Source organism: Salinicoccus sp. Marseille-QA3875 (assembly GCF_054950095.1).
On the sequence record NZ_CM143103.1, the window covers coordinates 187685 to 201008 of the forward strand.

Below are 13324 nucleotides of genomic sequence, written 5' to 3' on the forward strand. Positions count from 1 at the left end.
AGTTACTTTAAACTACTTTAAACAAAATAAAAAACCCTTTGATATCAAGGGTTTCAGGTAATAACATATAATGAAATTCAATAAGAACGGACAGCTAGGGATTTGAACCCTAGATACGGGGTTACCGTATACACGCGTTCCAGGCGTGCGCCTTAAGCCACTCGGCCAGCTGTCCACAATAAAAATAGAAGTGCATCGTCTACACTTCTAATATGACCCGTACGGGACTCGAACCCGTGTTACCGCCGTGAAAGGGCGGTGTCTTAACCGCTTGACCAACGGGCCAAAAAAAGCTCCACAGGTAGGATTCGAACCTACGACCGATCGGTTAACAGCCGATAGCTCTACCACTGAGCTACTGTGGAATAATAAGTAAAAGCGGGTGATCGGGATCGAACCGACAACATCAGCTTGGAAGGCTGAGGTTATGCCATTTAACTACACCCGCATCCGCTAATGAAAGTAAGGGCGGCTGATGGGGTTCGAACCCACGCATGCCGGAACCACAATCCGGTGTGTTGACCACTTCACCACAACCGCCATAATAAAGGTGCTTAATGGTCCAGGACGGAATCGAACCGCCGACACAAGGATTTTCAATCCTTTGCTCTACCGACTGAGCTACTGGACCTGCATATGTAATTAAAATAAAAATGGCGGTCCTGACGGGAATTGAACCCGCGATCTCCTGCGTGACAGGCAGGCATGTTAACCGCTACACCACAGGACCACTGGAAATAAAAAAATTGCGGGAGTTGGATTTGAACCAACGACCTCCGGGTTATGAGCCCGACGAGCTACCGAACTGCTCCATCCCGCGGTAATATTATTAGAGCGCTTTTAACGCCTGAATATTATATTATACTTTTTTCATGATGTTTTCAAGTATTATTTACTATATTTTAATGTCAAATTTACACTTTCTTAATTAATAGCACCAATCATTACCCTATTACCTTATTGGGTATTGCATATATATAAGAAATTTAAGGAGGCTTTCAATGGAAAAGGAACCTGATGTAAAACTGTCTTTTTGGAGAGATTCCGTAGAACTTCCGCAATTTACGAAGCTGGATGAAGATATCGATACTGAGATTGTTGTCGTCGGTACCGGAATTGTCGGCATTATGAATGCCTACCAGCTGGTACTTAAAGGGTATGATGTCACACTGATAGAAGGGGACGAAATTTTAAGCGGCACGACTAAAAATACCACTGCAAGAATTACAGCTCAGCAAGGCCTGCTTTACGGCCAATTGTCCAACAGATGGGTGAGGAGAAAGCCCGCCACTACTACGATTCACAAATGGAGGCAATTAATGAGATAGAACGTCTCGTTGCCAAGCATGAAATCGACTGTGATTTTAAACGTCTGAACAGCGTCATATATACTGTATATGAAGATTCCATAAAAGATTTGGAGAAAGAGGCAGATGTTTATAAGTCGCTCGGCATCGATGGATACCTTTCAAAGGGTGGACTTAAACTGCCTTTTGAAACAGTGGCTGAACTGGTCATGAAAAATCAGGCTGAATTTCATCCTCTGAAATTTTTAAAAGGCATATTGGATATTGCCACTGACAGCGGTGTGAAAGTTTATGAGCATACACGTGCAAAATCAGTTGAAGATGACACGCTGGTCACTACAGACGGCAACAAAATCAATTTTAAAAATATGGTCATTGCCACTCATTTCCCGTTTCTCGATTTAGAAGGTTTTTATTTCAACAGCTTTAAAATCAGTTATGGATATGGATTGGTCGTCACTTCCACCACCCCGCCGCCGGATGATGTATCTCTCAGCGGCCATGACGGCGCCGGCCTGTCCATCAGAAATATCGTCAACCCGGATAGATCAGCGGCAACTGTATTGTTTGGCGGCCTGGGTCATATGTCGTATGAAGATAAAGACATGAACAGACAGATTGAGACGCTGAAACTCTATGCAGATCAGAAGACTATAAATGACGAAGTCCTTTATGCCTACCGTGCACAAGACTTGATGACCGCAGATTCCCTGCCTTTCATCGGCAAGTTCGACAAGCAGCATGATAACCGCTTTGTCGCCACCGGATTCAATAAGTTCGGCATGACAAACGGTGTGCTTTCTTCAATGGTCATCAGGGACTTGATTACTGGGAATGATAATGATTATAAAGACCTGCTTGATCCCCACCGTAAAAAATCGACATTCCAGCAGTTGAAACAACAGATCACCAACCCGCTTCATGTGATTGAATCTGAAACTAAACACATGACCGAGTCACACACTGACATAGATAACCTTGAAATCGACAGCGGACAAGGTACTGTCGCGAGTGACGGTATGGGCAAAAAAGGTGTCTATCGTGATGACGACGACTACTATGTCGTTTCCAACAGATGCACCCATATGGGGTGCAGCCTGGGATGGAACGGAGAAGATAAGACATGGGACTGCCCATGCCACGGTTCAAGATTCAACTACGACGGCAAAGTGATCGAGGGACCGGCAGTGGATGATCTGGATGTGGAAATCAAACGGTTTGACTGATTAAATTCTCTTTACAAGTAATTTTAACCATGTTTAATCCCATAATATTCTGGTATAATATACATGTTATTTTACAGACTTACCCAAGTCATTGAGAGGATTGTATTTTATGAAAGATAATTTTTGGCAGAATCTGTCCCGCCCGTTCTTCGTCCTGGCACCAATGGAAGATGTGACGGATGTCGTTTTCCGTCATGTCGTGGCCGATGCTGCAGCACCGGATGTTTATTTTACAGAGTTTACGAACTCCGAAAGCTACTGCCACCCGGATGGCAAAGACAGTGTCCGCGGGCGTTTGACCTTTACAGAAGATGAACAGCCGATTGTGGCGCATATATGGGGAGACAACCCCGATCATTTCCGCGAGATGAGTATCGGCATGGCGGAAGCCGGGTTTAAAGGGCTCGACATCAACATGGGCTGTCCTGTGCCCAATGTGGTGAGGAACGGCAAAGGCTGCGGTCTGATCGGCCGTCCAGAAGCTGCAGCGGAACTCATCCAGGCCGCAAAAGCCGGCGGTCTGCCGGTCAGCGTTAAAACAAGGCTCGGGCTGTATAAAGTGGATGAGTGGCGCGACTGGCTGAAGCATATTTTGGAATGTGATATTGCGAATCTCTCCATCCATTTAAGAACCAAGAAAGAAATGAGCAAAGTCGATGCGCACTGGGAACTGATTCCTGAAATAAAAAAACTCCGTGATGAAGTCGCGCCGGATACGCTGCTTACGATCAATGGTGATATCCCGGACCGCGCAACCGGACTGGAGCTGGTCAGAAAATACGGCGTTGACGGTGTCATGATCGGACGCGGCATCTTTAAAAATCCGTATGCGTTCGAAACTGATCCGAAAGAGCACACGCCGGAAGAACTGTTGGATCTGCTGAAACTCCATCTTGACCTTCATGATCAATACAATGAAATGGAAGAGCGTAAATACGCACCGCTGCACCGCTTCTTTAAAATATATGTCAAAGGATTCAGAGGTGCAGGTGAACTGAGGAACCAGCTGATGAATACGAAATCGACGGATGAAGCAAGGGAATTGATCAACACATACGCACCTGAAATTGCAGCTGTCAAATAAAACTCAGGAGTGATGGCTATGAAGTATGTTGCATTACTGAGAGGCATCAACATCGGCGGCAGAAACAAGATTGATATGAAGATGTTGAAACAGACATTTGAAAATGCCGGAATGATTGATGTCGTGACCTATATCAATTCGGGCAACATCATTTTTACAAATGACGATATGATCAAAGCGGACTTGGCAAGCGGGCTTGAAGCAGCCATATTTGAGGACTTTGGATTGGAAATTAAGGTGCTGATCCGGAGTAAAACTGAAATGGAAGACATCATGGAACACCTTCCCACCCACTGGGCGAATGACAAAGTCATGAAGAGCGACGTTTTATTCCTGTGGGAAGACATTGATGATGAAGCCATACTCGAAAGTTTGAAAATACGCCCTGAAATCGACACCATCATCTACCTGCCCGGCGTCATACTCTCTTCTGTTGAGAGGGAAAACGTGGGCAAAAGTGCAGTTACAAAAGTTGTCGGTAAAGATATGTATAAGCATATGACCATAAGGAACGTGAACACTTTCCGTAAGATACACAGTCTGATGCAGAACGAAAAATAATCCCCGGATTCCGGGGATTATTTATTTTGCTCATAATATTCATTCATCGCACGTTTCATGAAATCGGCAAGTCCGCTGCCATATTTATCGATATTCTTTGTGAAACGTTCGTCTTCAACATACATATCACCGAGATACTTGAACATTTCAGGGTTATACTCCCCCACTTCATTTAAAAATGAATACCACTTGCCTATTTCTATCTGTGCTTCTTCCGAACCTGCATCCAGATGTCTGACTGCAGCAAGATCACTCATGATTTCATTGAATCTCCGCTCTGCTTCTTCCGCACCCATTTGCTTCAGGTTCTCATTTGAACGGTTTACGGCCGTTTTGCCCCACCGTTCTCTCGCTTCCTGTTCATACGGATTACTGCTGAAATCCAGCCCTTTGAATTTGTCTTTATCTGTCATTTCAATCTCTCCATTCATTTCCTTAAGTGTCAGATTAATTGTATTTATCATTGTTGAAAGCTGACTTCTTTCTTCAAGCAGCATTTTCTTTTGCATCAGAAGCCCCTCTTCCTGATTATAGTCAGGATCATTAATGATTTTCTTTATATTCGAAAGTTTAAACCCAAGCTTCTTGAAAAATAAAATCTGCTGTAATTTCGATAAATCTTCAGTCGTGTATATCCGGTACTCATTATCCTTTGTTCTTTCCGGGCTGATCAGACCGATTTCATCATAATGATGGAGGGTCCTCACACTGATCCCGATCAGATCAGCCACTTCTTTAGTTTTCATGTTCATGCCTCCTCACTTAATAAGTTAAACTATTACGCTGCGTCATGGTCAATATATCATGTGAAATAATTCAAAATTATATTATAATGATTAAGATTAAAATTTTAGAGGATGTCTATTATATTATGAAACGTAATAAAAACTTTGATTTCAATCAATTGAATAACAGCAGGAACCGCAGATTGATCAGAAAACTCGGATGGCCGGGCCTGCTACTTGTAGCCATTCTGGTCGCTATCACTTATTTCTTCTCGGATGATGGCAGTGAGAACAGCAATACGGATTACAGCATCGGAGAGTTTCATGAAGTGACCGTCGATCAGTTCATTGATGGTGATACCACACGGTTCAATTTCAATGGCAGCAGTGAGAGTTTCAGATATTTGATCATCGACACACCTGAAGTGAACACTGATTCAGGCATTCCCGAACCCTATGCTGTAGAGGCTGCAGAAAGAGTCGAAGAGTTATTGACACAGGCAGATACTATAGAAGTTGAATTTGACGTCGGACCCATGACAGATGACTACGACAGATATTTGGCATATGTTTATGCTGACGGCGAGATGATCAATGAAATCTTATTGCGTGAAGGCCTCGCAGCGGTCCGTTATGCCAATCCTCCGAACACCAGTCATTTAGAACTTCTAGAAAAGGCGGAAGAACAGGCTCAGAGTGAAAATGCAGGAATATGGTCTGAATAGAAAAACCTTGAATGACATTCAATGTCATTCAAGGTTTTTTCATTTTACTATTTACAAAACACAGTCCCAAGTGTATAGTTGATTACACGACTAATCAACCGAACAGGACAGGCGGTGTTTAATTTGTGAAAACTGTACTTGATGAATCCAGACCAATATTCCAACAGATATATGAAATGATTGAAGATGACATAATCCAGGGAGATCTGAAAGAAGGCGATCAGATCCCCTCCACTACAGAGCTTTCAAAATTTTATCAAATTAATCGGGCAACTGCTCAAAAAGGACTGGCAATGCTCATTGATGATGGCCATGCATATAAACAGAGAGGTGTCGGAATTTTCGTCGCTGAAGGTGCGACACAAAAACTGATAGATAAACGTAAAGAAGAGTTCCAGTTGCAGTTCATCAAGCCGATGCTTGAAGAATCGAAGAGACTTCGCATGTCGAAAGAAGAGGTCATTAAATTTATAGAGGAGGACAAAAATGATTAATATAAAAAATTTATCATTTGCCTATGACAAAAAATATATATTAAAAGATGTGAACTTGACTGAAACGGAACCGGTGATTATCGGACTCTGGGGACGTAATGGTTCAGGCAAGACGACTTTGATGAAATTATTATCAGGCATGGAACAGCCTGATGACGGTGTTGTAGAAGTGGATGGTGTTGTGCCTTATAACAACAGCGAAGCGATGCATCACGTCACATTCATGCAGGAAGACCACCCCTACTCTGATCTCTGGGACATCAATGATGCACTGAATTTCGCCAGTGATTTCAACCGTAATTGGGATCAGGCATTGGCCGATGAGTTAATCGATATTTTTCAACTGCCAAGAAAACAGAAAATCCGTAAATTCTCCAAAGGGATGAAGACGATGATTACGATCGTCATCGGTCTGGCCAGTAAATCACCCATTACCATTTTTGATGAGCCTTCAAATGGTCTGGATGCGCATATGAGAAAACAGTTCTATGATGTGCTCCTTGATTCCTATGAAGAACACCCGCGCCTAATTTTACTTTCATCCCATCACATCGAAGAAATCCAGCCGTTGTGTGAAGAAATCGCAATCATTGATAACAATACGTTAATGCATTATGAAGAAACCGATGTATTTAAAAATAATGGCGTACATCTTAGCGGATCTTCAGATTCAGTCCACTCAGTTATCGGCAACATGAAAGTACTGGAAGAGCGGAAACTCGGTAAACAACTCAATGTAATGATTGATGCTCCATTCACTGCTGATTTGAAATCCCGCGCAGAACAAGCCGGAGTCACGGTTGAGAAGGCATCGTTCCAGGATTACCTTGTAAACCTGACAAAAAAGGAGGCCGAAGTTAATGAACAGGCTTAAAGGACCTTTGAAAATCGTCTCAAAAGAAATGGGAGTGACGTTTTATATTAATATCGGTATTACAATCGCACTATTCGCACTTTACTTGTTCCTCAGTTTCAGAGCAGACGGCAATGAATACCTGGGGGTCTTATTCGGACCGTTCTATATAGTATTCCTGGTCTATCCGTTCATCTTTTTCAAAAGCTATAATTTTATACTTGCACTAGGCGGGACAAGAAAGCAGTTCATTATATCATCATTGGTGGCAACTCTGATCTTTATGGTCATTGGAACAATAGTACTGAATGTACTTCATTTGATAGCCGGGATGACCTTCCAAAACGGATATCTGTTCCACATGGCAGACATATTGAACGATGGAAATCCGGCAATGTGTTTCTGGATCGACTTTCTATGGTTATTTATCTTATTCGGACTTGGCATGTTCGCACAGGTAGTCAACTTTAACCTCGGTACAATCCGGACATTGAGCCTTGGAGCAGTGCTGCTGCTTGCAGGTGTTGCAGCATTTTATTTTATAGATCTGACACCACTGTTTGAATTCATCATCATGGATCATCTATTATTCGTCCACCTGCTCGCACTTCTTTCATTAATCATGCTGATACTGTCAGTTTTAATGATGAGAAACGCACCTCTGGAACGTGGAGACAGAACAATTTTTACCAGAACAGCAACAAATTAAATGACAGTTACTGCGTACACGGAACATTTCGTGTACGTTTTTTATTTAAAGACCTTGAATCTGCTTTGAAATAAAAATACTCTCCCCGGAGCAGTTTACTTATAAAGTATCTGATTCAGGGAGAGCATATGAATGTTCTTTTAAGGCTTTTTGTGGTATTTAGTGATAAGATTGTTACTTAACGGCTTCTTCTTTTGATTTTGGATGTTCTATCCAATCTGCAGACCAATTTTCTATATCCCTTAATACCGGTTCGAGCGATTCACCTTTATTTGTCAGTGAATACTCAATGATCACCGGTGTTTCAGGATACACATCTCTTTTGATCAGACCCTCCTGTTCCATATTTTTCAATCTATCTGACAGCACTTTGCCACTCACACCAATTGCAGATTGTATTTCACCAAATCGTTTTGGAGAATCCAGCATTTGATATATGACAAGCGCAGTCCAGCGCTGACTTAAAATATTAACAGCTTTTTCGAACCGGGGGCACATCTCACCTTGCTTTTGACTCATAGCTATCACTTCCTTTTCAAGTATTATATCATAAGTGCCTATCTTTTAAAAGATAAACTTATTACTTGATTAAATCTGTTTATTAATGTACACTTGGTTACAAATTGTAATCATAAAAGGAGAATCATTATGCAATTTCATAAAGCGCCGGTAAATAACGTTTCAGAAGTAACCATTAATGTTAGTAACATAGAGAAATCATTAGATTTCTATCAGGAAATCATGGGTTTTAAAGTTATTTCCCAAATCGGTAATGAAGCTGAGCTTTCTGCCGATGGTAAAACGACTCTGCTCAGATTGGTCAAACCTTCCAATCCTATGAACCAGCATAGAACCAGCGGACTATACCATTTCGCTATTCTATTGCCTGAGCGTTCTGATCTTGCAGCATTCATCAAACACCTTTCTACAAAGGATATAAGACTTGGTGCATCCGACCATGCTGTGAGCGAAGCTTTGTATCTGGATGATCCGGACGGTAATGGCATTGAAGTATACCGTGACCGTGACCCGGAAGAATGGAGCTGGAATAACGGTGAGGTTCATATGGTGACTGAGCCATTGAATGTAGAGGATATTATGACAACTTACACAGGTGAGCCATTTAACGGTCTTCCTGAAGATACTGTCATGGGACATATTCACCTGCATGTGGCAAATATAGAAGATGCTGTGCACTTCTATACAGAAGGACTTGGGCTCGATATGATATTACGATTCGGTCCTCAGGCAGCATTTTTAGGTTTCGATAAATACCACCATCATATTGCCGTCAACGTTTGGAACGGTGTCGGTGCGCCGAGACCAGATAAGAACAACACCGGCTTAAACTACTACGTGATGAAATATCATACAGCAGAAGCTGTTGAAAAAACAGTAGAAAATTTAAGGGAATCAGGTTATGAAGTTGAAGAAACTCCGGAGGGTTATTTTTCTGAAGACCCTTCAGGTAACAGAGTTTTAATCACAGAATAATATTTTTTAAATAAAGCCGAATTTTAATTGACAACGATTCTCATTTAGATTATAATTCTAATTGAAAATGATTATCAGTTACAATTTATTGGCCCCCCAAAAAATTAGTACACATGAGTACTTTATATTATAGAATCATTTTCAACTACAATAAATTATATTCGAAATATTAAGGCTCAATTGAGTCTTTAATATTCAAAAAGAGGAAGCAGATCTTGTAATCAAGATCTGCTTCCTCTTTTTGTTTTCTCCAAATAAATGGATTAATATCCTGCCCAGTTGATATTAGCCAGGTAATACAAAATGATTGAACCTGCAATCACCCATATAAAGAAAAGAGGCAGCATGAATTTAATCCATGAACCGAAATTCGCTTTGGCAAGGGCAATGGCACCTACTGTCGCTCCAAGTGTCGGTGTGATCAAGTTACCCAGTCCGCCGCCAAATCCTATCGCAGTGATTAAAACCTGCTGCGTAAGTCCCAATACATCCGCAACCGGTTCTAAAATCGGCACCATCACACCCATCAGTCCAGATCCTGAAGGTACAAGGAAGTTGAATATCAGGTTGATGATGAATATGACTATGGCAGAAATACCGAGCGGCAGATCATTCAATTGGTCAGTCATCATAAACACTATCGTATTCAAAATCTGTCCTTCCGCCAGGATAACACTGATAGTTGTGGCCAAAATAATGACAATTGCCACAATCACCATATCCTGGACACCTTTTGTAAATGAGGTGATCATTTCTTCCACTGATTTTCTCTTAACGAGGAAACTCAGTAAAAATGCTATAAAGAATACAGTGATGAATGTACTGTTTCCATATACTTCAGACCAGCCGAGAACAGTATTACCAATCGCCAGGACAATTGGAGAGATGATCATTATCATCAGCACTGTAACATCTTGCCAGGTGACACTATCTACCTGGTCCTCACCCTCTGTTTCAGCATCCAGATCTTTCAGCCACTGATCGTGGTTCATCAGGCTTTTTTCAGGATTATTATCAACTCTTTTTGTATACCATGCGACATATAAGCCGGTGATGATCAAGAAGATAATGAATATCACAGTTCTCATCCCGTAGCCCGAAAACAACGGCGTATCACTCGCAAAGATCTGCCCCAGCATTGCCATCCCTGACGGTCCGACTGAAAAGCCCATGAACAGAGGCAGAAATGTCATGGCAAGTGCTGATATCGGATCCAGCCTCAGCTGCCTGGCCATAATTACACCCAGCGTGACAAAGACAATCATCATATCCCCACCGATGAAGAATCCTATAAACCCCATCAAAGTGAATAAACCGAGTGACAGCGCCATCGCTCCGATATTTTTATATTTGTAAACGAGATAGTTAATGATATTCGGTATTGAATCCAGTTGGAATATCGCACCAAAGAAGCCGCCCATGAAAAGCAGCAGTACAATGACCGTACTTGCCTGTACACCGCCGTCCAATATCAGATTCAGAGCATCCACCGGGTTGACAGGCGTCTGCTCCATCGTTCCATATGTGCCGGGGATGGGATTACCGTCTTCGTTCATGTCAAACTGTCCTGCAGGTACTATGTAAGTGAATAAGCAGGCCGCCAGCATAAGAAATAACATGATGACAATAACATTCGGCATTTTGAATTTCTTTTTCAAAGGTTCTTCCGCTTCTTTTTGACTCATTAATGATACCTCCTTCTAATCCATACCTATTAAGTAGGATAAAAGTTATGGTATCATAAAACTGTCCCAATTAAAATAAAAAGAGACCCGCATAAACATTTCATTTTCCGCTGCCGTCTACCTTGTTAAAATATAGTAAATGACATACAACCAGCTGAATAAACCATGGATGATCGCCCACAATATCGACTGGTGCACGCTCCATGATATGGTGATTGCCAAAACTGTACCGAAACCGACCCCTGTTTTCACGGCTGATTTTCCACTTTCCATGAAAATTCACTCCTTTATATTGAAATTGTGTAAATTTATAAATTTAAATCATCGTTTTATATTGAAATAACTTTATCTACTTGGTACAATGATAAATGTTCGATTGAAAAACACTAATGATATTCCACAGTAGCTCAGTGGTAGAGCTATCGGCTGTTAACCGATCGGTCGTAGGTTCGAATCCTACCTGTGGAGCCATATGGAGATGTACTCAAGTGGCTGAAGAGGTACCCCTGCTAAGGGTATAGATCGCATTGCGCGGTGCGAGGGTTCAAATCCCTCCATCTCCGTTCTGAATAACTTTAAAACCCTTTAATTGACTGTAAAAGTTGATTGACGGGTTTTTTTACGTCTTCTTTATCATGCCCTAAATATCCCTCTTCTTCATGGGTGATTTTCTGCTCTTATAATGTACCTTATTGATGAAAATAATGGTATCAGAACGACCGCTATCCAGAACTTGATTTCAGTAAAATCAAGGAAACTGATTTCCGGTGCTCCGACTGCGATGCGCAAAATGATCAGTATGATGATAATGGCAGCCAGCATGCACAAAGACAGTGTACGGGGATCTATCGGAATAATTTCTTTATAGACCTTGTTGTCATCTTCGAATAGCGAGATGATGAATATGATGATCCATGCGATGATTATCGGTCCGTACTGTAAACCGAAAGTCACGTTATCAGATTCATGGAAGAATGATAATACGACTGCATTCAGCAAAGGCATATATAGTAAACAGAACATTAAAATCGATTTGGCGGACATAGTATCCATCAACCTTTCCACTCTTCATCAGTAAAATACATCTCTTTCATCACTGCGACAGACCAATCAAAATTATTAGCATCAATATAGTGGCTATAAAAGGCAATATTAAAAAGAACCAGCATCCCAAGCCCAAAGTGCTTGAATCATCAACGGTCCGTTTCATAGGCTGTCTTTTTCTTTTCTGTGGTTCTGGTTCACTCTTCTTAGACCGCCTGGTTATTCTGTCTATAATATACTTCGGATCTTCATCATTATTTTTCTTATTTGACATCATACGCATCCCCTTTACGTATATTTGCCCTACTTTGTTTAAATCTTTTTAATATCTCTTATACTTAATTTTATCATTTAATGACTTCTGCATATAGTTTTTAAGATGATAAAACCCACAACAACTGGAGTCATTGTGGGTTTGTGTCATTATTCTACTTCATATCTTTCCCTGAATAAAAATCTTCATCCTTCATATCTTCAAAAATGACTCGTATACTGTCCTTTGATGCGAAATCAGTTGAGTCCATCGTTTTAATGATTTCTTTCGCCAGCGCTTCTTTCTGTTCTCCCGTACGTCCTTCTTTTAATTGTATTTTTACGAATGGCACTGCTATCAATCCTCCTATTCCATTACTCCCATTATACTGAAACTATGTATTCTAAGCCAAATCATTCATCTTCCCGCCGCTTATATACTGTAAATAAGCTTTGTAAGAGACGTCACTGACTTTATCGCTTGTTCTTGTGACATCTGTCATATAATTACTGGACGGCGCAGTGTTCTTGTACTTGGCCATTTCACTGTACTCGAATTTCTCTTTTTCAAGATTGAATTTATAATGCAGCTTCAAAGCATTTAAATATTGGTTGTTAAAAGACGTAAATGAGATGTCCACTTCAATCTCTTCATTATTATTAAAGCGCACTCTCGTGTTGCCATTATAATTTCTGTAGGAATGTATATGTTTTATATTGAACCAGTTGTTTTCTGCCACTCTGTCTGAATGTGTGCAGAAGAAGATGATCGACCCGAATAAATCGATGATCACCGGTAACTTGGCTGACAGATTGGTCAATTTCTTCGTTAACTCTTTTCTTGCCGGATAACTCTGTGAAAACTGCCTGCAGTTTCTTTCCAAAATTTTATTAGGCGATGTCAGACAATGAAAGCCGTTGCCGTACACCTCCCCCACTCTGCATTCAGTCAACCCCTTGTTTTCTACAGACAACATGTACATCGTATCATCGTTAATATTGAAATGCTGACGTTTCATAAATCTGCCCCTTTGTATTTGATAAATATAATATAACACATGTTAACTTTAATGTTAACTATTATTATCATTACGAAAATATATGTAATTTATAATGACTGGAGTATTTTTACAATATTAAATTATCAAAATATTCACACGCTATT

At 40.9% G+C, this 13324-nt stretch carries 16 protein-coding genes and 10 tRNA genes; 11 read left to right on the forward strand and 15 right to left on the reverse strand.

What is annotated here, in order from left to right:
* Positions 1 to 87 precede the first annotated feature (87 nt).
* The 8 genes from ACY8DT_RS00965 to ACY8DT_RS01000 all read right to left on the reverse strand — a co-directional run bounded on the left by ACY8DT_RS00965 (position 88) and on the right by ACY8DT_RS01000 (position 820).
* Positions 88 to 175 (reverse strand) — tRNA-Ser (locus tag ACY8DT_RS00965).
* A gap of 38 nt (positions 176 to 213) precedes the next feature.
* Positions 214 to 285: transfer RNA gene (locus tag ACY8DT_RS00970), tRNA-Glu, on the reverse strand.
* Positions 286 to 293: 8 nt separating this feature from the next.
* Positions 294 to 365: transfer RNA gene (locus ACY8DT_RS00975), tRNA-Asn, on the reverse strand.
* A gap of 12 nt (positions 366 to 377) precedes the next feature.
* Positions 378 to 448: transfer RNA gene (locus tag ACY8DT_RS00980), tRNA-Gly, on the reverse strand.
* 19 nt (positions 449 to 467) lie between these two features.
* Positions 468 to 540 (reverse strand) — tRNA-His (locus ACY8DT_RS00985).
* A gap of 18 nt (positions 541 to 558) precedes the next feature.
* A tRNA-Phe gene (locus ACY8DT_RS00990) sits at positions 559 to 631 on the reverse strand.
* Positions 632 to 654: 23 nt separating this feature from the next.
* Positions 655 to 730 (reverse strand) — tRNA-Asp (locus ACY8DT_RS00995).
* A gap of 16 nt (positions 731 to 746) precedes the next feature.
* Positions 747 to 820 (reverse strand) — tRNA-Met (locus ACY8DT_RS01000).
* A 181-nt stretch (positions 821 to 1001) separates the two neighbouring features.
* Here ACY8DT_RS01000 and ACY8DT_RS01005 point away from each other — a divergent pair.
* The 4 genes from ACY8DT_RS01005 to ACY8DT_RS01020 all read left to right on the forward strand — a co-directional run bounded on the left by ACY8DT_RS01005 (position 1002) and on the right by ACY8DT_RS01020 (position 4178).
* Positions 1002 to 1328 carry an FAD-dependent oxidoreductase gene (locus ACY8DT_RS01005; RefSeq protein WP_462421109.1) on the forward strand — a complete coding sequence of 109 codons (327 nt, stop codon included), beginning with the start codon at positions 1002 to 1004 and terminating at the stop codon, positions 1326 to 1328.
* A complete protein-coding gene (locus ACY8DT_RS01010) occupies positions 1307 to 2533 on the forward strand; it encodes an FAD-dependent oxidoreductase (protein ID WP_462421110.1) in 1227 nt (408 codons plus the stop codon). Before ACY8DT_RS01005 ends, ACY8DT_RS01010 begins: the two co-directional genes overlap by 22 nt.
* Positions 2534 to 2642: 109 nt before the next feature.
* On the forward strand, positions 2643 to 3617 hold the full coding sequence (locus ACY8DT_RS01015; protein ID WP_462421111.1) for a tRNA dihydrouridine synthase: 975 nt from the start codon (positions 2643 to 2645) through the stop codon (positions 3615 to 3617).
* A gap of 18 nt (positions 3618 to 3635) precedes the next feature.
* On the forward strand, positions 3636 to 4178 hold the full coding sequence (locus ACY8DT_RS01020; RefSeq protein WP_462421112.1) for a DUF1697 domain-containing protein: 543 nt from the start codon (positions 3636 to 3638) through the stop codon (positions 4176 to 4178).
* A gap of 17 nt (positions 4179 to 4195) precedes the next feature.
* Here the strand turns inward: ACY8DT_RS01020 and ACY8DT_RS01025 are convergent, their stop codons facing one another.
* Positions 4196 to 4930: a MerR family transcriptional regulator gene (locus tag ACY8DT_RS01025; protein ID WP_462421113.1), complete on the reverse strand. Its 735-nt coding sequence runs from the start codon at positions 4928 to 4930 to the stop codon at positions 4196 to 4198.
* A 119-nt stretch (positions 4931 to 5049) separates the two neighbouring features.
* Here ACY8DT_RS01025 and ACY8DT_RS01030 point away from each other — a divergent pair, with 119 nt between their 5' ends.
* The 4 genes from ACY8DT_RS01030 to ACY8DT_RS01045 all read left to right on the forward strand — a co-directional run bounded on the left by ACY8DT_RS01030 (position 5050) and on the right by ACY8DT_RS01045 (position 7684).
* A complete protein-coding gene (locus tag ACY8DT_RS01030; protein WP_052254382.1) occupies positions 5050 to 5628 on the forward strand; it encodes a thermonuclease family protein in 579 nt (192 codons plus the stop codon).
* A 125-nt stretch (positions 5629 to 5753) separates the two neighbouring features.
* Positions 5754 to 6122 (forward strand): GntR family transcriptional regulator, encoded by a 369-nt coding sequence (locus ACY8DT_RS01035; protein ID WP_462421114.1) that lies wholly within the window; start codon positions 5754 to 5756, stop codon positions 6120 to 6122.
* Positions 6115 to 6996, forward strand: a complete 882-nt coding sequence (locus ACY8DT_RS01040) for an ATP-binding cassette domain-containing protein (protein ID WP_462421115.1) — start codon at positions 6115 to 6117, stop codon at positions 6994 to 6996. Before ACY8DT_RS01035 ends, ACY8DT_RS01040 begins: the two co-directional genes overlap by 8 nt.
* Positions 6983 to 7684, forward strand: a complete 702-nt coding sequence (locus tag ACY8DT_RS01045) for a hypothetical protein (protein WP_462421116.1) — start codon at positions 6983 to 6985, stop codon at positions 7682 to 7684. The genes ACY8DT_RS01040 and ACY8DT_RS01045 overlap by 14 nt, the downstream gene beginning before the upstream one ends.
* Positions 7685 to 7858: 174 nt before the next feature.
* Here the strand turns inward: ACY8DT_RS01045 and ACY8DT_RS01050 are convergent, their stop codons facing one another.
* Positions 7859 to 8203 (reverse strand): winged helix-turn-helix transcriptional regulator, encoded by a 345-nt coding sequence (locus ACY8DT_RS01050; RefSeq protein ID WP_462421117.1) that lies wholly within the window; start codon positions 8201 to 8203, stop codon positions 7859 to 7861.
* A 129-nt stretch (positions 8204 to 8332) separates the two neighbouring features.
* Between ACY8DT_RS01050 and ACY8DT_RS01055 the strand changes: the two genes are divergently transcribed.
* Positions 8333 to 9178 carry a VOC family protein gene (locus ACY8DT_RS01055; RefSeq protein ID WP_462421118.1) on the forward strand — a complete coding sequence of 282 codons (846 nt, stop codon included), beginning with the start codon at positions 8333 to 8335 and terminating at the stop codon, positions 9176 to 9178.
* 263 nt (positions 9179 to 9441) lie between these two features.
* Here the strand turns inward: ACY8DT_RS01055 and ACY8DT_RS01060 are convergent, their stop codons facing one another.
* On the reverse strand, positions 9442 to 10863 hold the full coding sequence (locus tag ACY8DT_RS01060) for a Na+/H+ antiporter NhaC family protein (protein WP_462421119.1): 1422 nt from the start codon (positions 10861 to 10863) through the stop codon (positions 9442 to 9444).
* Between the two features lie 117 nt (positions 10864 to 10980).
* Positions 10981 to 11136, reverse strand: a complete 156-nt coding sequence (locus ACY8DT_RS01065; protein WP_462421120.1) for a hypothetical protein — start codon at positions 11134 to 11136, stop codon at positions 10981 to 10983.
* Positions 11137 to 11259: 123 nt separating this feature from the next.
* Between ACY8DT_RS01065 and ACY8DT_RS01070 the strand changes: the two genes are divergently transcribed.
* Both ACY8DT_RS01070 and ACY8DT_RS01075 read left to right on the forward strand, forming a co-directional pair.
* Positions 11260 to 11334: transfer RNA gene (locus ACY8DT_RS01070), tRNA-Asn, on the forward strand.
* Between the two features lie 3 nt (positions 11335 to 11337).
* Positions 11338 to 11426, forward strand: a tRNA-Ser gene (locus ACY8DT_RS01075).
* A gap of 94 nt (positions 11427 to 11520) precedes the next feature.
* Here ACY8DT_RS01075 and ACY8DT_RS01080 read toward each other — a convergent pair.
* From ACY8DT_RS01080 to ACY8DT_RS01090, 3 genes are all read right to left on the reverse strand, one after another.
* Entirely contained in the window at positions 11521 to 11919 is a 399-nt protein-coding gene (locus ACY8DT_RS01080) for a hypothetical protein (RefSeq protein WP_462421121.1), read from the reverse strand.
* Between the two features lie 416 nt (positions 11920 to 12335).
* A complete protein-coding gene (locus ACY8DT_RS01085) occupies positions 12336 to 12512 on the reverse strand; it encodes a tautomerase family protein (RefSeq protein ID WP_462421122.1) in 177 nt (58 codons plus the stop codon).
* Between the two features lie 51 nt (positions 12513 to 12563).
* A complete protein-coding gene (locus ACY8DT_RS01090) occupies positions 12564 to 13178 on the reverse strand; it encodes a competence protein ComK (RefSeq protein ID WP_462421123.1) in 615 nt (204 codons plus the stop codon).
* Between the last annotated feature and the right edge of the window lie 146 nt (positions 13179 to 13324).